Raw genomic sequence first — 20,208 nt, forward strand, 5'->3', positions numbered from 1 at the left:
AAAAGAGGCTGAGCGCCTGTCGATGTACGAAGATATTAAGGTCGAGATGGTCGCTCTGGTGCCGCGATTACGCCGTTTTGCTTACGCGATCACAAGATCGCAGGATGAAGGAGAGGATCTCGTGCAGGCCGCTTGTGTCAAGGCTCTGGACAGATTGGACCAGTACAAGCCGGGAACCCGGCTTGACAGCTGGATGTTCCGGATCGTCCAGACGACCTGGATCGACAGGGTCCGCAGCCGCGGGCGGCGGGGAGAACTGGACGATCCGGACGCACTGGACCGGATCTCGGACCATGGGGTCGGCGCGCGGGCTGCGGAAGACCGCCTGACCCTGGAGCGGGTACGCGCGGCCATGGCCGAACTGCCGGAGGATCAGCGGGCGGTTTTGGCTTTGGTTGCGATCGAAGGCTACTCCTATAAGGCCGCCGCTGAGGTCCTGGAAACGCCCCTGGGCACTGTGATGAGCCGTCTGGCCCGCGCCCGGTCCAAACTCCTGCCGTTGTTGAAGGAGAGTGAATAATGCCGGAAAAGGTGAGCGAAGAGCAGATTGCCGCCTATGTGGACGGCAGCTTGGATCCGGCGGAGGCCGCGACGGTTGCCGCCGCCCTGGCGCAGGACGAGGCGCTGAGGGCTTATGCCGAGGAGGTGAGGCAGGCCAACCGGCTGCTGCGCGAGGCTTTTGAAGCGCCGATGCGCGAACCGGTCTCCGCTGACCTGAGGGCCACAATCCTGGGCCCTACGGGCAGCCCTGACCAGGGGGTGGAACAGCCTGGCGAGGTTGTGAATCTGGCCGAGGTGCGCAAGGCGCGCCGGCCCTGGGTGGGTATGGCTCTGGCCGCCAGCATCGCCTTGGTGATCGGCGTTTCCGTCACCTCGGTAATGATCCCCGGCGGACCGCAGCCGGCAGATCAGATCGCCATGGTGGGCACCGCACCCGTCGAAGGCCCGCTGCATCAGGCCCTTGAGGCATTGCCGAGCGGGCGGATCTCGGACGCGGGCGTTCAACCCATGCTCACATTCTTCGACGGGGCGGAGAGGATCTGCCGTGAATTCGAGGTTATTCCCGAGGGCGCCGAGGAGTTGGCCTTCGGGATTGCCTGCCGCACCGACCAGCAGCGCTGGGACGTGGAGATCGTGGTCACCTCGCCGAAGGGCGAGGTCGGGCCGGACGGCTTCGTGCCGGCCTCCGGGCCCGGTGCCGACGCCTTGGAGGCGATGCTGGATGCCCTGGGCGCGCAGCCGGCGATCGCTCCGGCGGAGGAGGCCGGGCTGCTGGACCGCGGCTGGCGCTGAAAGACCGGCAGCGCTGCCCGTCTTCAGGGTCGGCCCGGCTGCCTCAGCATCGAAACGGTCGGGTGACTGCGAAAGCCGGTCGCCCGGCCGTTTTTCTTGGCCGCCTTCTCTCGGCCGCTTTTCCACACCTGCCAGATTCCTTATAAATACCTGATTTATTTGAGATAATAGTTTTAACCGGAATTCGGGCGGGCGCCGGGAATTTTCCTCTGCCCGGCGCGTTCTCCTGGTGAACATGGCCGATTGGTTCGGCCGAACACCAGGAGATCAACCGATGAAACGCCTTTGTTCCTTGCTGGTCACTCTGCCGCTGGCAGCCTGTTCGACGGATGGATTCGAACTGCCGTCTTTCTCCTCCGTGACCTCCCTGTTCGATCCGACGCAGCCTGAGACCCAGGCCTTGAGCCAACCCATCGAAACCGTCTCCCGGCCCGACTTCGGTCAGAGCGACAGCATGACCGTCACCAGCCTGACGGATGGCAGCGCCAAGACGTTTTCAGTGAGCCCCTACGGCGACGGCGTGCGTGTCCGCCAAAGCGACGGATGCGTCTGGACCCGCTCCGGCGACTGGTTCTCGCCCTCGGACAGCTGGGCCAACTGCGGCGACTCCAGGAACTGGCACACCGCCCAGGCCCAGGTGCGCGAGCTGGACTCGCTCTATCCCCTGCAGATCGGCAGCACCGGCCGCTATCAGCGCAGCGCCGTCTCTCACAGCGGCCGCAGCTACACCCGTGAAACCCGCTGCGAGGTCACCGATGCGGTGGAAGTGCTGCGCAGCGGCCAGGCGGCGACACCGGCCTACGTGGTGGAGTGCGACGACACCCGTCGCCTGCGCACCACCTGGTACGCGCCGGGTGAAGGCCCCATCGCCTATCGCGAGAGGCACTTCCGCAATGGCGTCGAGGAAGCCTGGGTCCGGGTCGACTGAGCGTCCGGGACTCCCGGAAGATGAACATCGGCTGAAAACGACGTGAATTTCGGCCGAACAGGACATGAAGATTAACCAAGAAAATTATTAAGAAACAAAAGGTTAGTTGTCATGCCTGTGGATCTTCCCATTTACTTTGCAAACGAAGGGCTGTCCGCAGCCGCGGACAGCGCCCCCCGGCTGGCGACAGCAATTCGGCCGACCATCGTGGTTCCGGCCGGACGCTTCGGCCCTCAAGAGGAGAGCACTATGAAACACTTCCGTTGCCTCATTTCCGACATCGATCCGGCCCCCTTGCTGGCCGAGATCGCCGCAGTCGAAGGAGCCTGGGATGTCTCGACAGGCAGGCAGGACAAGATCCAGGTCCAGCGCGAAGCGCTTGCCATTCCCCTGCGCGGCCTGCGCAAGTCCGCCATTGGTGAGCGCAAGCGCCGCGACGTGCACGAGAGCCGCTGGACGACCGGATCGAAGCGCTATCCCCTGGCGCGCCGCTTCCTGAAAGACATCGCCCGGCAGGAGGACAGCCTGCTCAGCCGCGCGAAGATCGTCTGCCTGCCGGCGGGGCGCCGCGTTTACCCGCACATCGACCGCGGCGATTACTACAAGGTTCGCAACCGCTACCACCTGGTCCTGCGTTCGGCCAAAGGGTCCTGGCTGAAGGCCGGCGACGAGGAAGTGCGCATGCAGGAGGGTGAGCTGTGGTGGTTTGACAACAAGCAGGTCCACGAAGCCTTCAACGACGGCGATCAGGACCGCATCCACATGATTTTCGATCTGCTGCCAGCCGCCCGGGCCGAACAGGTCCTCGGCAAGGTCGCCTGATCCAAAGATCTGAACCAAGGAAAAAAACGATGCTGCGCAACGTTTCCGAGACCGGTCCCTCCCAACCCAAGGCTTCGCGGCGGTCTGCCGCCTTCACCCTGGTGGAGCGCGCCGCCAAGGGCCGCGGGGGCCTCGCCTGCTGGCTGGCGCTGCCGGTCGAACTGGACCCCAAGGCCCCGCCGCTGGTGGCCGTTCACGGCATCCAGCGGCGGGCCAGGGATCAGGCCGAGTGCTACGGCGCCCGTGCCGCCGCCCTCGGACGTCCGGTCATTGCGCCGCTCTTCGACCGGCGCGCCTGGCCGCGTTACCAGCAGGTCGTCCGCAAGGGCCGGGCCGATCACGCCCTGCTTGCGCTGATGACCGAACTGCGGCTGACCGGGATCTGGAACACGCGCAGCTTCGAACTCGCCGGCTTCTCGGGCGGGGCACAGTTCGCCCATCGTTTCGCCATGCTCTATCCGCAACTCGTCTCGCGGCTCACCCTGTCGTCGGCCGGCTGGTACACCTTCCCCGACACCGCCGCCTTCCCCTACGGCCTGGCCGCGCGGCCGGGTCGCCGCAGCGACTGGGGCCCGCGCATGGCCGCCGGCCTTGACCAGTTCCTGAGGCTCCCCATTCAGGTCTGCGTCGGTGCCGAAGACAACCTGCAGGACCCCAACACCCGCAGCGGCGCGGAGATCGACCTCCAGCAGGGCAGGGACCGCCTGACGCGGGGCCGGCGCTGGGCCGAGGCGCTCAGCGCGGCGGCGATGGCACGCGGCATCCCGCCCCAGGTGGCCTTCAAGGCTCTGCCGGGCTGCGGCCACGATTTTCGCGACTGCGTGGAATACGGAGGCCTCGACCGCGTTGTTGTACCAGAAGCTGGTCCTGTCGACGCCGCGGTCTCGCGCGGTTCGGCGGCGGGGGCCGGGTTCTCTGGCCGGGAGGTGATGCTGCAGGCCGGTCTGTGATGCCGCAGCGGACTTCATGACCCGTTCATTTCGCATTACGCGACCATTCATCGGGGCGACAGGTGCCCTTTAGCGACAACAGTCATCATTTCGCACAAGACAACAGCGACAAACGGTATTCACGAGGAGCTTACAAATGACCGCCCTGACGCCCATCACTCCCGAAGTCCTGGCCCGCGCGAAGTGGGCATTCTCCACCCGCCGCGTGCGTCGCAAGGACGCCGTGCGCCTGAGTGACAACCTCTCCGAAGCCACGTCGGGCGACCTGGTGCTCGGCCGTGTGGAGCGCATCGGCTCTCACAAGAAGATCCAGCTGGCCGAAGGCCGCGCCTCTGAACTCTATGTCGGCGACCTCGTGGTCCTGGCCTGCGGCGACCGCTATGCGCCCGATCAATTCGAAGGCCTGGCGGAACTCGATCCCGAGGGTTCCGACATGCTGGCCGGCGGCGGTGTCCTGGGCCGCATGCGTCATCGCCACGCCCGCATGTCGGCGCCGACGCGCGTCGTTCCGCTCGGTCTGCTGACCCATGGGTCCGGCAAGGTGATCAACCTGGCGAGCTACGCCCTGCACAAGGCCGAGCGCCCGAAGGGCTTGACGGTGATCGGCGTCGTCGGTGCTTCCATGAACTCCGGCAAGACCACCGCCGTTGCGCGCCTGGCCCACGGCCTCAGCCGTGCGGGTTACGAGGTCGCGGCGATCAAGGCGACGGGCACCGGCGCTTTCGGCGACTTCAATGCCTTTGTCGATACCGGCGCCAGCTATGTCGCCGACTTCACCGACGCCGGCATGGTGTCCACCTACCGCCAGCCGCTGGCCCGTATCGAGGCCGGCCTCGAAACCCTGCTGGCCCATGCCGCCCGCCACGGCTGCGAGGTTGCGGTGGTCGAACTGGCCGACGGCGTTTTCCAGAAGGAGACGGCCGACCTGCTGAAGCAGCCGCATGTGCGCGACAGCTTCGCAGGTGTTGTCTTCGCCGCGCCCGACGCGCTGGCCGCCGCCGGCGGTTGCGCGGCCCTGCGCGGTATGGGGATCGAACCGGCGGCGGTCACCGGCATGGTGAGCTGCTCTCCGCTGGGCGCCGCCGAGGCCGAAACCGCGACCGGTGTTTCCGTGGTCACCCGCGACGCGCTTGCCGATCCGGCGCAGGCCAACGCCCTGTTGGGCAAGCTGGCCGGCACTCGGGACGCAGCGCAGCCCGCCGTCGCAGTTTCGGAAGTCGGAGTCGCCGCATGAGCCGCCTGCCGCGCGTAGCGGGTGAGGGCCGCGGCCGGAGCATTGCTCTGGTCGCGGTCCTGGCCCTCGGTCAAGCGGCCGCTGCCGGCATGGCGGCCTTTGCGACGCGCGACGTCTTCGCCGCGTTCCGCGACGATGCCGTCAGTCTGCCGGTTCTCGCCCTGGCGATGGTCGCCGCGGCCGGTCTTGCCATCGCGCTGTTTCGTGTTTTCGAAAGAGTCGTCGCCGAGCGTGTCGGTCAGAACTATGCCGCCTCCCTGCGCCTGAAGCTCTTTGCCCATCTGACCGAGATGTCCGCACGCGACGTCGCCGACCGCCGCAGCGGGGGGCTTGCGATGCGCTTCGTCGGCGACCTGGCCGCGGTGCGCGGCTGGGTCAGCCTGGGGATTGCCCGCCTGATCTCGGCCAGCATCGTTTTGCCGACCGCGACCGCCGTGTTGTTTCTGCTCGATCCCAGGCTCGGGGTTGCCGCCGCCGTGCCCATCGCCGTCGGCCTTGTCGTCATGGCCCTTGCCGGTCCGCGCCTGGGGCCCGCGCACAAGCGCCTGCGGGCACGCCGTGCGCGCCTTGCCGCCGATATGAGCGAGCGTATCCCTCATGCACCGGAACTGCGCCTGCTGGGCCGCATCCGCACCGAAAAGGCGCATCTGCTGCGCCGTACGGAGAAACTTATCGCCTCCGCCCTGGCGCGGGCGCGCGGTGCCGCGCTGCTGCGCGCCGTCCCCGACGCCGTCGCCGGCATTGCCGCAGCCAGCCTCTTTACCGCGGCCCTGACCCTTGGCGTCGCCGCGCCTGAGGCTGCCGGCGCGATGGCAGCGGTCGGACTGATCATTCAGCCGATGCGTGATCTCGCCGGCGTCTGGGACCGTCACCGGGCCTGGGTTGCCGCGCGCGACAAGTGCGACGCCCTGCTCGCCGCGCCGACCCTGACGCGCCGCCGCGCGGCCGAAGGCACGCCGCTGGGCGATGCGCCGCAGTCGCTGCGCTTTGCCGGCGTGTCCGCCGGCGCCCTGAAGGACATCGAGATCGAAGCGCCGGCCCGCCGCAAGATCGCCATCGTCGGCGGCAACGGGGCCGGCAAGTCGACCTTGCTGAGCCTCGCTGCTGGTCTGGAGCAGCCGAAGCAGGGCAAAGTGAGCCTGGGCGGCCGCGCCCCCGGCAACCTCACGGCGGACGAACGCCGCCGCATGATCGCGCTGGTGGGCACCCGTTCGCCCATTCTTGCCGGCAGCCTGCGGCGCGCCCTCACCATGGGGGCTGCCGAGCAGCAGGACGACGATGCCGTCGCCGCCATGGCCGAAGCCTTTGGCCTGGGTGATGTCTTGGAACGCCTCGGCGGCCTCGACGGCAGGCTCTCCGAAGGCGGCCGCAACCTCTCGGCCGGTGAGATCCGCCGTGTCCTGCTGACCCGGGCGGCGCTGTCGGGTTCGCACCTCATGCTGCTGGACGAGCCGGACGATGCGCTGGACGTCGACGGGCCGGCTCTGGTGGAGAGCCTGATCCGCAAGACCGACGCGACGACCCTGATGATCACCCACAACCTGGCGCTCGCCCGCCGCATGGATGAAATCTGGTTCGTCGAAAACGGGCGTATCGTCGAGGTGGGGACTCCGGAGGATGTCTTCTCCGGGTCTGGTCCGGCAGCGCGCTTCTTTGCGCCGCGTTGGGCGGCGTGACCCTCTGCGAGGCCGGCCTTGCGCTATCTGACCAAGCTCAATCTCGCCATCGGCGGCCTGCTGGCCATGGCGCTGCTCAGCGCGGGGGTTGCGTATTGGTCGGCGCGCACGGCCGAGTATCTGCTGGAGCGGTCCCGCCTGGCGCACCAGGTGCACGAACAGTATCTGTCGCTGTCCACCCACACCTACCAGCTGTTCAAGCAGTATGGCGATGCCCTTCTGATCGGTGACCGCGACGGCGGCGCCGGCGAGGCCCTGCTGCGCGCGGAGATCCGCAGAGACATCAGCGAACTGCGCAGCCTCATCGGCGCCGAAGTCCAGATGGTCGGCGAGGAGGAGATCGAGGAACTCGACCTTCTCGCGCGGATCGAGCGCAAGATCGATTATATCCTGCGCGACTTCGCCCGCCTGCAGTCTTCGACTCTCGAACCCGGAACGCCGGAGTACACAGCGCGCCTGGCTGCGATCCTGGACGAGCGCATCGATGCCGAACTGCGCGCGAAGATCGCCGAGGCGCTTGCCGAGGAGCAGGAAGAAGTCGAGGAAGCGGAAGCGGAAATGCGTGCGGCGGTCGCCGCCTTTCAGCGCACCGCCGTTTTTGCAGCGCTCTTTGCGGCCTTCACCGCGATCTTCGGCACCTATCTGCTGCGCAGCGGCTTGACGCGTCCGCTGCAACGCCTGCTGGCCGGAGCGGAAGCCGTTGGGCGGGGCGACCTGGATCATCGGATCGAGGTGCCTGGCGATACCGAACTGGACCGTGTCGCCCAGGCCTTCAACCATATGATCGCCAAGGTGGCGGAGCGCCAGGACCTGCTGGCCGCTTCGCATGGCGAACTGGAACGCGAGGTCTCGCGCCGCACTGCGCAGCTCGAGAAACTGCTGCAGACGCTGCGCCAGACCGAAGCCAACCGTAAGCGTCTGCTGGCGGATGTCAGTCACGAACTGCGCACGCCTTTGACCATCATACGCGGTGAAGCCGATGTGGCGTTGCGCGGCGCCAAGCGCGACGTGGAAGAATACCGCGAGGTTCTGATGCGCACGCGCGAGGCAGCCGACCATACGGCACGGATCGTCGACGATCTGCTCTTCGTGGCGCGCCAGGAAAGCGGCGAGATCCGCATACAGCCGCAGGAGACCGACCTGGCGGAAATCGTCGATCGCGCCGTGATCGCCAGCCGCGCCCTGGACGATGCCAACGACGACAACACCGTGAAGACCGTTCACTTCGAGTCCGCGGTCGATGCCGCGCGGCTGAACGCCGATCCCAACCGTGTCCACCAGGTCATGACCATCCTGCTTGAAAACGCGCTGCGCTACGGCGGTGCGGAGATCTGGGTGCGCCTCGACCCGGCGCCGAGCGGCTATGCCGTTACGGTTTCTGATGACGGCCCCGGCCTGACCGAACAGGAACTGGCGCATGTTTTCGAGCGCTTCTTTCGCGGCTCCAACGCGGCGATCCGCTACGACAGCGGCGCCGGTCTCGGACTGCCAATGGCCAAGGCCATCGTTGAGGCTCATGGCGGGCGCATCGCCCTGACCAGCCGGCCCGGTCAGGGCGTGCAGGCGCGCTTTACCCTGCCGGGCCGCCCGCCCCTGGCCGCAACGGCCTGCTGATCTGATTCTCGGGAACCGCGCAGCTTTATTCTTTCGATTCTGTTTAGCGCCGGGCGTCTTTCGCCCGCGCTTGGGCGTGCCGTCCTGCCGGCCCGTTCAAACTTCAGACAAGATGCAGGGACGTCCGGGGTCGTCTCAACTTTGTCACAGCTTCAGGGGAATAGCGGATGCCGTGCTTCGTTGTCCTACTGACAAACGATTTCAGCAATCAACAGGAACGGCGGCATGCACTCCAGAGGCCAAGGCCCGTCGAAGCGGCACAACTTCTGTAGAGACATATCGCGGATGGGGCAAAGCCAATGAACATACTTCTGGTCGAAGACGAGGCGCGCGTCGCTGATTTCGTGCTGCGTGGCCTACGGGCCGAAGGATGGACCGTCACCCACGCCGCCGATGCGGACATGGGGCTTGAACTGACAATGCAGGAAAGCTTCGATGTGATTGTTCTTGATCTGATGCTGCCCGGCCTGCCGGGCCAGGACTTTTGCCGCAAGCTGCGCGCGCGCAGCGACCTGACGCCCATCCTGATCCTGTCTGCGCTGGATGCCCTTGACGAGAGGGTCGAGGGGCTGCGGATCGGTGCCGACGACTACATGGTCAAACCCTTCGAGTTTGACGAACTGATCGCACGGATCGAGGCGCTGGCCCGCCGCTCCCGCCAGTTTGCCAAGGACTCTTCCGCGGCGGTGCTGCAAGCCGGCGTCATCGCCCTGGATCTGGAAACCCTGGAAGCGACCGTCGGAGGGGCGCCCATGGAGCTCACGGCCAAGGAGCGCGAAATCCTCAAACTCTTTCTGTCGAAGCCGGGCCGCGTCTTTTCCCGTGAGCGCATTCTGAACTCCGTCTGGGGCGCCAGCGAAGACCCCCTGACCAACATCGTCGATGTCTACGTGGGCCGGCTCCGGCGCAAGCTCGGCACCCACGGCAGCGACCTGCAGACCGTCCGCGGTGCCGGCTATCGCCTGCGCGCCAAGTAAGCGCGGCCGTCGGCAGGCCCCGTTCCCTCCGGCCCGGATTTGCCGGGTTCTTTCTTCAGCCGCCGTGCGCCCAGGACCAGTAGGCCTCGCGCGCCGTGCTGAAGACGGGACCCGGTTGCAGGCTGCGGTCTTCGACCTGGGTGACGGGTACCACCTTGCCGTAGTTGCCGGTCGAGAACACCTCATCGGCCTCCATGACGTCGCTCCAGGTCACCTGCGCCTCGTGCACCTTGATCCCGGCCTGCTCCAACAGCTTGGCCACGCGCTGCTTGGTGATGCCGTTGAGGAAAGTGCCGTTGGGCGCTGGCGTGATGGCGGCACCGTCTTTGGCGATCCAGATGTTGGCGGTCGCCAGCTCCGCCACGTTGCCGAGGGCGTCCAGCACCACCGCGTTGTCGAAACCGCGCTTGCCGGCCTCGCGCAGGGCGCGCGCCGAATTGGGATAGAGGCATGAGGCCTTGGCGTCGGTCGGCGCCATCGACTGCATCGGGCGGCGAAAGCTCGACAGGCAGACCGAAAAGCCGTCCCCCGACGGCAGCGGCGCCTCGTAGAGGGTGAAGCAGAAGCGCGTGCTCTCCGGATCGCAGTCGACGAATCCCTGTTCGGCCCAGAGCATTGGTCTCAGATAGAGCGCTGCGTTCCTGTCGAACTTCGCGAGACCGTCCTGGGCGATCTCAAGCATCTCCCCGGCGCTGTGCACGAAGCCCAGGCCGAACCGCTCCGCCGAGCGCACCAGGCGTTCGCAGTGCAGGTCCAGGTCTGGCGTCACGCCTTCGAAGGCGCGGGCGCCGTCAAAGACCACCGAGGCCATCCAGGCCGCGTGGGTCATGGGACCCATGATGGGCGGATTGCCCTCGACCCATTCACCATCCAGGAAGTGCACGGCCTTGGGGTGTGTCATGCCTCGAAGGTTCCCTCTTGTAATGCGGATTGACTTGGAAGACTGCGGCTGAGCCTAGCCGCTCGATACGACCAGGGAAAGCACACGCCGCGCCGCGACGTCTTGGCGGTTCTTGCGCCGCCATCCCAGCGGTGCGCTGCCGGACTAGTGCTTCGACCAGGCGATGCGGGAGACCCACTGCACCTGGCCGGATGCCAGGCTGCGCGTGGCCTGTTCACGGCCGAGCGATTTCAGCAGCAGTTCGTGTTCGCTGCGCGCCTGCAATTCGGCGATCAGCATCTCGCCCTGCTGGGTTCTGACAAGCACGCGGTCGCCCTGGGCCGCGCGCGTCTCCGGCGAGACCACCACGAGATCGCCGTGACGGTAGACCGGCAACAGACCTTCGCCGGTGACTTCCAGGGCATAGGCGTGAGGATCGGCAATGTCGGGAAAGCTGGTCTCCTCCCACTGCGCGCGCACCGGGCGACCGGTGGCATCGAAGTAGCCGGGCTGTGCCGCCTGCGCAAAGCGCAGCTTTGGCAGCCGGCGCAGGCCCGCCGACCCGTCCTGCGCCTCGATCAGGCTGACGAACTCCCCAAGCGAGGCGCCGGTTGCGTTCAACACCTTTGCCAGCGATTCCGTGCTCGGCCAGCGCTGCTTGCCCTCCTTGGTGATCCGCTTGCTCTTGTTGAACGTGGTCGGATCCAACCCTGCCTGCCGTGCAAGGCCGGAGGGCGAGAGGCCGTATCGCGCCGCAAGGCGGTCGATTGCGTGCCATACACTGTGATGCTGGAGCATGGGAACATTGTCTTATAAAACGACGCCTAATGCAGCAAGAACATAGTCTTAATCCTAGTCAAATCGAAAAGATGTTGCGGCTTTGAGACCCGCTTCAGGCGAAGCTGGTCAAGCTGCAGTTGTGCAACTACCTTGGCGGCCATGCAGGACAAAGTGATCTTCCATATCTGCCGCAAGGACGAGTGGGCCGAAGCGCAGGCCAGCGGGCGCTATGCGGGCTCCTCCCAGGACCGGGCCGACGGTTTCATCCACTTTTCCACCGCCGCCCAGGTCGAGACCTCGGCCGCCAAGCACCGCGCCGGCCAGGATGGGCTGGTCTTGCTGGCCGTCGACGCCGAAGCCCTCGGCCCGGCGCTGAAGTGGGAACCCTCGCGCGGCGGTGCGCTGTTTCCCCACCTTTACGGGCCGCTCCCCCTGCCGGCTGTGCGCCGGGTCGACGATCTGCCGTTGGGATCCGACGGACGCCATCGCTTTCCACCTCTGGTGGATTAGGTCAGGGGCTTCCGGCTGTGACGTCTTTTCTGTTCGACCGGCTGATCGGACCGGGGCTGCGGCTGCTGGATCCGGAGGCGGCCCACGGTCTGACCCTGAGGGCTCTGGCCGCGGGCCTGGCGCCGCGCGCGACGGACCCGGACGACCCTGTACTGGCAATGCAGCTCTGGGGGCGCGACTTCGCCAACCCGGTCGGTCTTTCCGCCGGCTTCGACAAGGACGCGCAGGTCATGGCGCCGATGCTGGCGCTCGGCTTCGGGTTCGTGGAGGTCGGCAGCATCACGCCGCGCCCGCAGGCCGGCAACCCGAAGCCGCGTATCTTCCGCCTGCCGGAAGACTCAGCGGTCATCAACCGGCTCGGCTTCAACAGCGGCGGACTGGAAGCCGCGGTGGAGCGCCTGAAGAGTTATCGTGCCGCCCCGGCGACAGGGCGGGCGACAGGGCGGGCGACAGGGCGGGCGACAGGGCTCGTCGGCATCAACCTCGGCAAGAACAGGGACAGCGTCGATGCGGCAGGCGACTATGCCACCGGCGCCGCGGCCCTGGCGCCGCTGGCCGACTACCTGGTGGTCAACGTCTCCTCGCCCAACACCCCCGGCCTGCGCGCGCTGCAGGGGCGCGGGGAACTGGAGGACCTGCTCGGCCGCGTTATGGCGGTGCTGCCGGCGCCGGCGCCGCCGCTGCTGCTGAAGATCGCGCCGGACCTGACCGAAGAAGACAAGCAGGACATCGCCGCCGTCTGCCTCGCCGCCGGGGTGGCGGGGATCGTCGCCACAAACACGACCATTGCGCGGCCCGACGGCTTGCGCGGCGCCGCAAAGACCGAAGGCGGCGGGCTTTCCGGCAAGCCGCTGTTTGCCGCCTCCACCGCAGTCCTCTCCGACCTCTATCGCCTCACCGAAGGCAGGCTGCCGCTGATCGGGGTCGGCGGTATCGCTTCCGGCGCCGATGCCTATCGCAAGATCCGCGCCGGGGCCTCCCTCGTGCAGCTCTACACGGCGCTGATCTATCAGGGCCCGGCGTTGGTGGCGCGCATCAAGCGGGAACTCGCCCGCCTGCTGCGCGATGACGGCTTCGACTCGCTTTCCGCCGCCGTCGGCGCCGACCACCGCTACAGCGGCTAGGACGTTGCTGAAGGGTAAGGTTTACCGGCCGTCCATCCTTCGAGACGCGCGCCTCCGGCACACTCCTCAGGATGAGGATCGAAAGGGTGAAACGGCTGATCCTCACGCTGAGGAGTGAGCGCAGCGAACGTCTCCAAGCATCGTGCCGCTGCCTTCGGTTTTGGTCGGCGTGCTAGAGGATTGCGAGAACGCTTTCCGGCGGCCGGCCCAGTGCCGCCTTCGAGCCCTTGGTGACGATCGGGCGTTCGATCAGGATCGGATGCTCCACCATGGCCGCGATCAGGGCCTGCCGGCTCAAGCCCTCGTCCTGCAAGTTGAGCGCTTTGTAGGGTTCCTCCCTGCGGCGCATGAGGTCGCGCGGCTCCATCTTCAGCCGCTCCAGAATCGCATCGAGGGTTGCCGCATCGGGCGGGTCCTTCAGATACTCGACGACCTCGGGCTCGATGCCGCGCTCCTGGAGCAGCGCCAGCGTCTGGCGGGACTTGCTGCAGCGCGGGTTGTGATAGATGGTAACCGTCATTGTTCCGTCCTCGCGCCTTCTTTGGGCTCCTGTTGGCTTTCCTGGGCTTTCCTGGGCTTTCCTAGGCTTCCCCGGGTTTCCCGGGGCAGTCCAGCTTTCTGATCCGATGACGGTGCTGCGTCAAGCATCCCGGGGGTCAAGCACCCGATGTCACGCACCCGGGGGGTCACGCAGGAGGGGCAAGACTCCGTTAACCCTCTTTCAAGACTGGCCCGGCAGAGTAGGCGCCATGGATCGGCCCTTCCTCGACACCCCCCTGCCCGCCCGCCGGCGGCCTGCAGCACTGTAGGATCGCCGCGATGCTTAGGCACCTGGCGATCTTCCTCTGCTACGCCGCGGCGGCGGCGGCTGTGCTGCTCTACGGACCCGGCTGGCATCCGCTGATCGATGTCCGCAGCGCCATCGGCCTGGCGCTGGCAGTCCTGCTGGGCGGCGGGCTGCTGCACGAGGTCTATGCGCGCCTGGGCCGCGAGACCTTCCTGGCGCAAAAGCTGCTCTCCCTTCGGGTTGCCCAGGGCGACGCCCTGGAAGAGCTGAGCTGGACCCGCCGGGAACTGGCGGTGCTGCGCGAAGCCCTGGAGTCCGCCGGCGGCGTCAGCAAGTCCGGCAAGTCGGTGGACGAGGTGATCGCCGAAGTGAAGGTGTTGCAGTCACTGATCACACGGCTCGCCAAGTCTTCCAAAGCGCCCCGCCAGACCGCGGCGCCGGGTGAAGCGGCGGTGGCCGAAGCGGCGGTGTCTGAAACGGAGGCCGAAGCTGCGCAGGACGCGGCGGCGGTCAGGCGCCTGACCGCGAAACCCCATCCCTTGCGCCCGCGTCCGGCAAGCAGTCACGTGGACAGCGAAGACGCCGCGGCGCCTGCACCGGCCGCCGCCAACGCCAACCAGGCTGAGAAGAAGGCCGGCGTGCTGCCGCCGGTTGCCCTCGGCCTCGACGAGGCGGCGGTGCTGGAGGTTGCGCGCCAGGCGCTGCGCGACGACCGTATCGACCTCGTCCTGCAGCCCATCGTGCTGCTGCCCCAGCGCAAGCGCCGCTACTATGAGTGCTTTTCGCGCCTGCGCACCACCGACGGCTTCATGATCCTGCCGGAGCAGTACATCAATCTCGCCGAGCGCGAAGGCCTGGTGACGGCCATCGACAACATGCTGCTGATCCGCTGCATCCAGCTCATCCGCAAGATTCAAAGGCGCAACGAGAAGCTCGACTTCTTCTGCAACATTTCCAGCCTGACCTTGGGCGACGATGTTTTCTTCGCCGACTTCGTGGACTTCCTGGACAGCAATCGGGCGTTGACCCGCAACCTCATCTTTGAGTTCTCGCAGAGCGACTACAACGCCTGGGATGCCAGTGCCGGGATCTATCTGAAACGTCTCGCCGATCTCGGCTGCCGCTTCTCGCTGGACGGCGTCATCGACCTGGATATCGATCCGGCCGCCCTGGCGGCGCGTCAGTTCCACTTCGTCAAGGTGCGCGCCGAAGCCCTGCTCGCCGAGCCCGACAAGGGCGAGCGCCTGCAGGCCGGCCTTGAGGAACATGGCATCCGCCTGGTGGCCGAGAAGGTGGAGGACGAGGACGCCCTTGTGGAGGTGCTCGACCTCGGCATCGACTGCGCCCAGGGCTACCTCTTCGGCGAGCCGCGCCTCGCCCGCCCGGCGGCCTAAAGCCCGCCCTATCCCCTTTGCATGGCGCCGCCGCTGTGGCAGAAGGGCGCCGACACGCCTCAGTGGCCTCGCGGAGCTTTCATGTCCCATCCGTCCTTCTACCCGGGCCTCGCCGCCCTGGCCGACCGCTATGACGCCTTCATCGTCGACCTCTGGGGGGTCATGCACGACGGGATTGCCGCCTTCCCGGACGCGGTGGCCGCCCTCGAGGCGCTGAAGGCCGCCGGAAAGCGTTCGGTCATTCTCTCCAACGCGCCGCGGCGGGCTGACGTCATCGTGGCGCGCAACGCCGAACTGGGCATCGACCCCGGTCTGCCCGATGCGCTGATGTCCTCCGGCGAGGATGCCTGGCAGCACCTGGACCAGCGGCCGGACCCCTGGTATCGGGCCCTGGGTCGGCGCTGCTACCACCTGGGCCCGGAGCGCGACTACGGCATGCGCGAGGGGCTGGATCTGGACTTTGTCGAGCGCCTGGAAGACGCCGACTTTATCCTCAACACCGGCAACCTGAGCCCGCTCGACAGCGTGGAGACCTACGACGACTTCATTGCAGAGGCTCTTGCGCTCGGTCTGCCGATGATCTGCACCAATCCGGATCTGGTGGTGGTGCGCGGCGGCAAGCGGGAGATCTGCGCCGGCGCCATCGCCGTGGCCTTCGAGCAGCGCGGCGGCGAGGTGCGCTGGCACGGCAAGCCCCACCCGGAGGTCTACCGGACCTGCTTTGCGCTGCTGCCGGAGGTTGCGCCGGAGCGGATCGCCGCCATCGGCGATTCCCTGCGCACCGACGTGGCCGGTGCCGCGGCAGCGGGAATCGACTGCATTTTCGTCGCCGCCGGCATCCACGGCGAGGAATTGGGCGTAGATAAGGACGGGACCATCGATCCCGAACGTTACGCTGCCATGATCGCGGACGCGCCGGCCGAGCCCAGCGCGGTCATGCCTTTCATGCGCTGGTAGGGCCGGGTTCCGTCCGGCGCTGCCGCCCAGAGGACCCGAGGGATGGCACAGCCGCAGAGCCGCACCTTTCATTGGCAGTTCGACAACCCGGCCGGGGCCATCTGGCCGCTGCTGGCCGATACCGTGCGCTTCAACGAGGCCGCCGGTCTGCCGCGCTACGAGGTGAGCGAGACGGCGCAGCCGGACGGATCGGTGCTCTACGAAGGCCGCATGAAGCGCGGACCGGTCACCATCGCCTGGCGCGAGATCCCGGTGAACTGGGTGGCCGGGCGCTGGTTCGAGCATCGCCGCGAATTCCTGAACGGTCCCTTGCAGGACCTGACGGCGCGCCTGGTGCTCTCACCCCGCGAGGACGGCGCGGGGTGCCGTGGCGACTATACCCTTACGGCGACCCCGGCAAACCTGCTCGGCCGCGTGATCCTGAAGACCGGGTTCTTCGAGTCCACCGCCAAGACCTTCGCCACGCTGGCCGCCGATGCGGACCGCTTCGCCGGCGGCCTTTCGGTCCAGCCCTTTTCCTTCAAGGCGCCGGCTCCAAGCCCTGAGGTGCGAACAAAGGTGGCCGAACTGGTGAGCGCGATTGAGGCCGGACCCCATGGCAACGGTCTCGCCGCGCGCCTGGCCGAGCATCTGCTGACGGCGCAGGAGGCCGATCTCGTCCACCTGCGCCCGCTCGGCCTGGCCCGGGCCTGGCAGGTGGAGGAGCGCGCCGCCATCGAGCTCTGCCTGGAGGCGGTGCGCGCCGGCCTGCTCGACATGCGCTGGGACCTGCTCTGCCCGCGCTGCCGCATTCCCAAGGCGGCGGTGGAGGCGCTGGACGGCCTGCCGCAGGGCGCCCACTGCGACAGTTGTAACATCGACTACGACCGCGACTTCTCGCGCAATGTCGAGCTCAGCTTCCAGCCGGCTGCGGCTGTTCGCCCCCTGGGCAGCGGCGAGCACTGTCTCTTCGGGCCGATGTCGACACCGCACATCTGGCTGCAGCGCAGCCTGGCGCCGGGGGAGAGTCTGCGCGAAGCCTGCGACCTGCCGCCGGGCCGCTACGCCCTGCGCACCCTGGAGCCGGGACCGGAGTGCCTGGTGGACCTGGCCGAAGGCGCGGCGCCGCCGACGGTCACGCTGAGCGATGACGGCATCGCCGCCGCTCCGGCAGAGCAGGCGGGGCAGGCGGGGCAGGCCGGGCAGATCGAACTGCACAACCGGACCGATCGGCCGCTGACCGCGATCGTCGAGGAGCGGCGCTGGGTGCGCGATGCCCTGACCGCCGACCGGGTGACGGCGCTGCAGGCCTTCCGCGACCTCTTCTCCGATCAGGTGCTGCGCCCGGGCGACGAGGTGGCGGTCGCGCGCATCGCCCTGCTGTTCACCGACCTCAGGCGTTCGACGGAGCTTTACGGGCGCATCGGCGATGCCGCGGCCTATCACCTGGTGCGCGATCACTTCGCCTTTCTCGGCGCCATCGTGCGGCGCCACAACGGCGCGGTGGTGAAGACCATCGGCGATGCGGTCATGGCCGCCTTCGCCGCGCCGGCCGATGCGGTCGCGGCGGCGCTGGCGATCCAGCGCGAGGTTGCGGCCTTCAATGCACGCGAAGGGGCCAACGCGGGCGAGGACCTGCCGGTGGTCATCAAGCTCGGTGTGCATGAAGGTCCCTGCATCGCCGTCACCCTGAACGGCCGCCTCGACTACTTCGGCAGCACGGTCAACATGGCCGCGCGCCTGCAGGGCAAGAGCGAAGGCGGCGACCTCGTCCTGTCGCAGTCGGTCAGCGAGGAGGGCGCGGTTGCGTCCTTGCTCCAGGATCAGGACTGCGTTCACGAGACCACGAAGCTCAAGGGCTTTGACCGGCCGGTCGCCTACTGCCGGGTGCGCCTCTAGCCCTGGCAGTGGCGCTGCCAGGGGATTGGCGCTAAAAGGGCCCGACAATCAGTCACGACTGGAGTGGGGGATATGGGGGCCGGTTTCTTCGCACGTGTTCTTGCGGCAGCGCTGCTCGTGGTGTCGTTTGCCCTGAGTCCCATACCGGCGCAGGCCGAGGACTTCGATCTCTCCAAACTGAAGGACGGCGGCTATGTGGTGCTGCTGCGCCATGTTAAAGCGGGCGGCAGCGACTCCGACGACTTCGACCTGGCGGACTGCCTGACACAGCGGCAGGTCGGCGCAGCCGGCCGCAAGCAGGCGGCGGAACTGAAGCAACGCTTCCTCGCGGCAGGGATCGCCGAACTGCGGCTGCTCAGCAGCCAGTACTGTCGGGCTCTGCAGACCGCCGAGTTGCTGGACCTCGGCACAGTCACCGAGGAATCGGCGCTGAACTACTACCATTGGAGTACGGGCGACAAGGACGCGGTCTACGAAGCGCTGCGCCGTTTCATGGTCACTTTGGAAGCGCCCCGCGACGGTCCGCCGCTGGTTCTGGTCGGCCACACCCACGCCTTCAACATCATCGGGCGCGAAGCGGTGGACGCGGGCGGCGGTCTGGTCCTGCGGCCCAACGGCAGCGACCGGCCGGAAGTCGTCGGCGCGATCACGGCGCCCTGAAACGAGGGGCGCCGACCCGCGATCACAGGACCCTGCCCGGCGGGATTTGCACCTCCGCCCCTTGCCGCGCGTGCTAGCCTTGCATCCATGACCAGCGATAGTGGGACGGTTTCGGCAGAGGGTGCGGCGGCGGTGGCGCTGGGCGGCTGCATCGCGCTGGCCGCGGCCATGGGCATCGGGCGCTTCGTCTACACACCGATCCTGCCCTTCATGGTGGAGAGCCTGGGCCTCAGCCAGGCGCAGGCCGGCATCGTCGCCTCGGCCAATTTCCTCGGCTATCTGCTGGGCGCACTTGCCGCCGCCAAGGCGGCGCTGCCCGGCGGGCGGCGGCGCTGGTTCCTGGCCGCGCTCGCGGTCTCGGCGCTCACGACGGCGGCCATGGCCGCCGAGACGGCGCTGATCCTGTTCCTCGTCCTGCGCTTTGCCGGCGGCGTGGCCAGCGCCTTCGTGCTGGTGTTTTCCTCGGCGCTGGTGCTGGACCGCCTCGCCGCGGCGGGGAAGCCCGGGTTCTCCGCGCTGCACTTCGCCGGCGTCGGCTGCGGCATCGCCGTTTCCGCCGTGCTGGTGGCCTGGATGGCGGCGCAAGGCAGCGACTGGCGTGGCCTCTGGCTGGCCAGCGGGGCGGTCTCCCTGCTCGCCTTGGCCGCGGCGGTCAGGCTGATCCCGCCGGAGCCGGAGGGAACCTCATCGCCCCCGCGCGGCGCCGCGCAGGACGGCGACCGCCGCCGTCTGGTCGCCCTCATCGTCGCCTACGGCCTCTTCGGCTTCGGCTACGTCATCACCGCGACCTTTATCTCCACCCTGGTGCGCCTGACGCCGGAGATCCGCTGGCTGGAGCCCTACGTCTGGCTGACGGTCGGGCTCGCCGCCGTGCCTTCGGTCGCCTTCTGGACCTGGGTGGCCGGGCGCCTCGGCAAGGCGCGCGGCTTCGCGCTGGCCTGCCTGGCGGAGGGGCTCGGCGTCGCGCTCTCCGTGCTCGGCAGCGGCGCCCTCTCGGTCCTGCTGGCCGCGGCGCTGCTGGGCGGGACCTTCATGGGCATCACGGCCCTGGGCCTGGTCTACGCCCGCAGCCTCACCGCCGGCGATCCGCGCCGCTCCATCGCCCTGATGACGGCGGCCTTCGGCCTCGGCCAGATGATCGGCCCCAGCTTCGCCGGATATGCCTACGGCTTCGGCCAGTCCTTCCTGCTGCCCAGCCTGGTGGCCGCTGCGGCGCTGCTTATCGCCTTCGCCCTCACCATGGACTGGCGGCGCGCGGGTTAGCGCCGGGTGGGTCAGACGGCGTAGCCCATAACGCAGAGCCAGACGCCGAGCCCGGCGGCCAGAATGCCGCCGCCGCGGATCAGGGCAGGGGACTCCAGGCTGCCGGCCAGTTGCAGCCCCGCCTGCGGGACCAGCAGCCGCGTCAGCCCCTTCGCCACCGACAGCCAGCCCATGATGGTGAGCAGTACGCGCCAGTCGGCGACCCAGAGATTGTGGAACAGCAGGATCGCCACACCGCCGGTGAGCGCCAGCGCGCCGGAGAAGTAATAGAGCGCAGTGTCGGTCAGAAAGCGCTGCAGCATCTTGCGATAGTGGTCCTGATTGATCAGCAGCCCTGCGCCCACGGCCAGGAACAGCGGCCCCATCAGTCTTGCGAGAAGTATCGACACATCCATTGGGCAGGCCCTCCCACGGTTCGGTCCGGCACAAAAGGGGACGGGCCGCAGTCTTGCCTGCGGCCCGCCGGGCGTCCATGACGCGG

The 20,208-nt window shown here is 67.7% G+C and carries 20 protein-coding genes; 16 read left to right on the forward strand and 4 right to left on the reverse strand.

Annotation, left to right across the window (positions count from 1 at the left end; all coding sequences use genetic code 11):
* Window positions 1-22 precede the first annotated feature (22 nt).
* The 9 genes from ACO06P_RS16975 to ACO06P_RS17015 all read left to right on the forward strand — a co-directional run bounded on the left by ACO06P_RS16975 (window position 23) and on the right by ACO06P_RS17015 (window position 9,494).
* The gene (locus tag ACO06P_RS16975; protein WP_420346410.1) at window positions 23-520 is read left to right on the forward strand and encodes an RNA polymerase sigma factor; all 498 of its coding nucleotides are present in this window, start codon (window positions 23-25) and stop codon (window positions 518-520) included.
* Window positions 520-1,293, forward strand: coding sequence for a hypothetical protein (locus ACO06P_RS16980; RefSeq protein WP_420346411.1), 774 nt, complete (start codon window positions 520-522; stop codon window positions 1,291-1,293). The genes ACO06P_RS16975 and ACO06P_RS16980 overlap by 1 nt, the downstream gene beginning before the upstream one ends.
* Window positions 1,294-1,567: 274 nt before the next feature.
* Window positions 1,568-2,221 (forward strand): hypothetical protein, encoded by a 654-nt coding sequence (locus ACO06P_RS16985; RefSeq protein ID WP_420346412.1) that lies wholly within the window; start codon window positions 1,568-1,570, stop codon window positions 2,219-2,221.
* A 249-nt stretch (window positions 2,222-2,470) separates the two neighbouring features.
* On the forward strand, window positions 2,471-3,043 hold the full coding sequence (locus ACO06P_RS16990; protein ID WP_420346413.1) for an aspartyl/asparaginyl beta-hydroxylase domain-containing protein: 573 nt from the start codon (window positions 2,471-2,473) through the stop codon (window positions 3,041-3,043).
* Window positions 3,044-3,072: 29 nt separating this feature from the next.
* Complete coding sequence (locus ACO06P_RS16995; RefSeq protein ID WP_420346414.1) at window positions 3,073-3,993, forward strand: alpha/beta fold hydrolase; 921 nt, start codon at window positions 3,073-3,075, stop codon at window positions 3,991-3,993.
* Between the two features lie 136 nt (window positions 3,994-4,129).
* Complete coding sequence (locus ACO06P_RS17000; protein ID WP_420346415.1) at window positions 4,130-5,227, forward strand: hypothetical protein; 1,098 nt, start codon at window positions 4,130-4,132, stop codon at window positions 5,225-5,227.
* On the forward strand, window positions 5,224-6,903 hold the full coding sequence (locus tag ACO06P_RS17005) for an ATP-binding cassette domain-containing protein (RefSeq protein WP_420346416.1): 1,680 nt from the start codon (window positions 5,224-5,226) through the stop codon (window positions 6,901-6,903). Before ACO06P_RS17000 ends, ACO06P_RS17005 begins: the two co-directional genes overlap by 4 nt.
* A gap of 18 nt (window positions 6,904-6,921) precedes the next feature.
* Complete coding sequence (locus ACO06P_RS17010; RefSeq protein WP_420346417.1) at window positions 6,922-8,517, forward strand: ATP-binding protein; 1,596 nt, start codon at window positions 6,922-6,924, stop codon at window positions 8,515-8,517.
* A gap of 299 nt (window positions 8,518-8,816) precedes the next feature.
* Entirely contained in the window at window positions 8,817-9,494 is a 678-nt protein-coding gene (locus tag ACO06P_RS17015; protein WP_420346418.1) for a response regulator transcription factor, read from the forward strand.
* A gap of 55 nt (window positions 9,495-9,549) precedes the next feature.
* On the opposite strand, the gene ACO06P_RS17020 is transcribed toward ACO06P_RS17015, so the two are convergent.
* Both ACO06P_RS17020 and ACO06P_RS17025 read right to left on the reverse strand, forming a co-directional pair.
* A complete protein-coding gene (locus tag ACO06P_RS17020; protein WP_420346419.1) occupies window positions 9,550-10,395 on the reverse strand; it encodes a branched-chain amino acid aminotransferase in 846 nt (281 codons plus the stop codon).
* 144 nt (window positions 10,396-10,539) lie between these two features.
* Entirely contained in the window at window positions 10,540-11,082 is a 543-nt protein-coding gene (locus tag ACO06P_RS17025; RefSeq protein WP_421938135.1) for a S24 family peptidase, read from the reverse strand.
* A 231-nt stretch (window positions 11,083-11,313) separates the two neighbouring features.
* Here ACO06P_RS17025 and ACO06P_RS17030 point away from each other — a divergent pair, with 231 nt between their 5' ends.
* Both ACO06P_RS17030 and ACO06P_RS17035 read left to right on the forward strand, forming a co-directional pair.
* A complete protein-coding gene (locus tag ACO06P_RS17030; RefSeq protein ID WP_420346421.1) occupies window positions 11,314-11,664 on the forward strand; it encodes a DUF952 domain-containing protein in 351 nt (116 codons plus the stop codon).
* Between the two features lie 17 nt (window positions 11,665-11,681).
* Window positions 11,682-12,788, forward strand: coding sequence for a quinone-dependent dihydroorotate dehydrogenase (locus tag ACO06P_RS17035; RefSeq protein WP_420346422.1), 1,107 nt, complete (start codon window positions 11,682-11,684; stop codon window positions 12,786-12,788).
* Between the two features lie 172 nt (window positions 12,789-12,960).
* On the opposite strand, the gene arsC is transcribed toward ACO06P_RS17035, so the two are convergent.
* Window positions 12,961-13,308, reverse strand: coding sequence for an arsenate reductase (glutaredoxin) (gene arsC / locus ACO06P_RS17040; protein ID WP_420346423.1), 348 nt, complete (start codon window positions 13,306-13,308; stop codon window positions 12,961-12,963).
* Between the two features lie 299 nt (window positions 13,309-13,607).
* Between arsC and ACO06P_RS17045 the strand changes: the two genes are divergently transcribed.
* The 5 genes from ACO06P_RS17045 (at window position 13,608) to ACO06P_RS17065 (ending at window position 19,727) form a co-directional block, all read left to right on the forward strand.
* Complete coding sequence (locus ACO06P_RS17045) at window positions 13,608-14,969, forward strand: EAL domain-containing protein (RefSeq protein WP_420346424.1); 1,362 nt, start codon at window positions 13,608-13,610, stop codon at window positions 14,967-14,969.
* A gap of 81 nt (window positions 14,970-15,050) precedes the next feature.
* The gene (locus ACO06P_RS17050; protein ID WP_420346425.1) at window positions 15,051-15,926 is read left to right on the forward strand and encodes a TIGR01459 family HAD-type hydrolase; all 876 of its coding nucleotides are present in this window, start codon (window positions 15,051-15,053) and stop codon (window positions 15,924-15,926) included.
* Between the two features lie 42 nt (window positions 15,927-15,968).
* Window positions 15,969-17,804 (forward strand): adenylate/guanylate cyclase domain-containing protein, encoded by a 1,836-nt coding sequence (locus ACO06P_RS17055; protein ID WP_420346426.1) that lies wholly within the window; start codon window positions 15,969-15,971, stop codon window positions 17,802-17,804.
* 72 nt (window positions 17,805-17,876) lie between these two features.
* Complete coding sequence (locus ACO06P_RS17060) at window positions 17,877-18,464, forward strand: histidine phosphatase family protein (RefSeq protein ID WP_420346427.1); 588 nt, start codon at window positions 17,877-17,879, stop codon at window positions 18,462-18,464.
* An 87-nt stretch (window positions 18,465-18,551) separates the two neighbouring features.
* The gene (locus ACO06P_RS17065; RefSeq protein WP_420346428.1) at window positions 18,552-19,727 is read left to right on the forward strand and encodes a YbfB/YjiJ family MFS transporter; all 1,176 of its coding nucleotides are present in this window, start codon (window positions 18,552-18,554) and stop codon (window positions 19,725-19,727) included.
* Window positions 19,728-19,738: 11 nt separating this feature from the next.
* Here ACO06P_RS17065 and ACO06P_RS17070 read toward each other — a convergent pair whose 3' ends face one another.
* On the reverse strand, window positions 19,739-20,122 hold the full coding sequence (locus ACO06P_RS17070) for a hypothetical protein (RefSeq protein WP_420346429.1): 384 nt from the start codon (window positions 20,120-20,122) through the stop codon (window positions 19,739-19,741).
* Between the last annotated feature and the right edge of the window lie 86 nt (window positions 20,123-20,208).

Origin of the sequence: Pelagibius sp. (assembly GCF_965227505.1) — a bacterium.
In the GTDB taxonomy this organism is placed as follows: domain Bacteria; phylum Pseudomonadota; class Alphaproteobacteria; order Kiloniellales; family Kiloniellaceae; genus Pelagibius.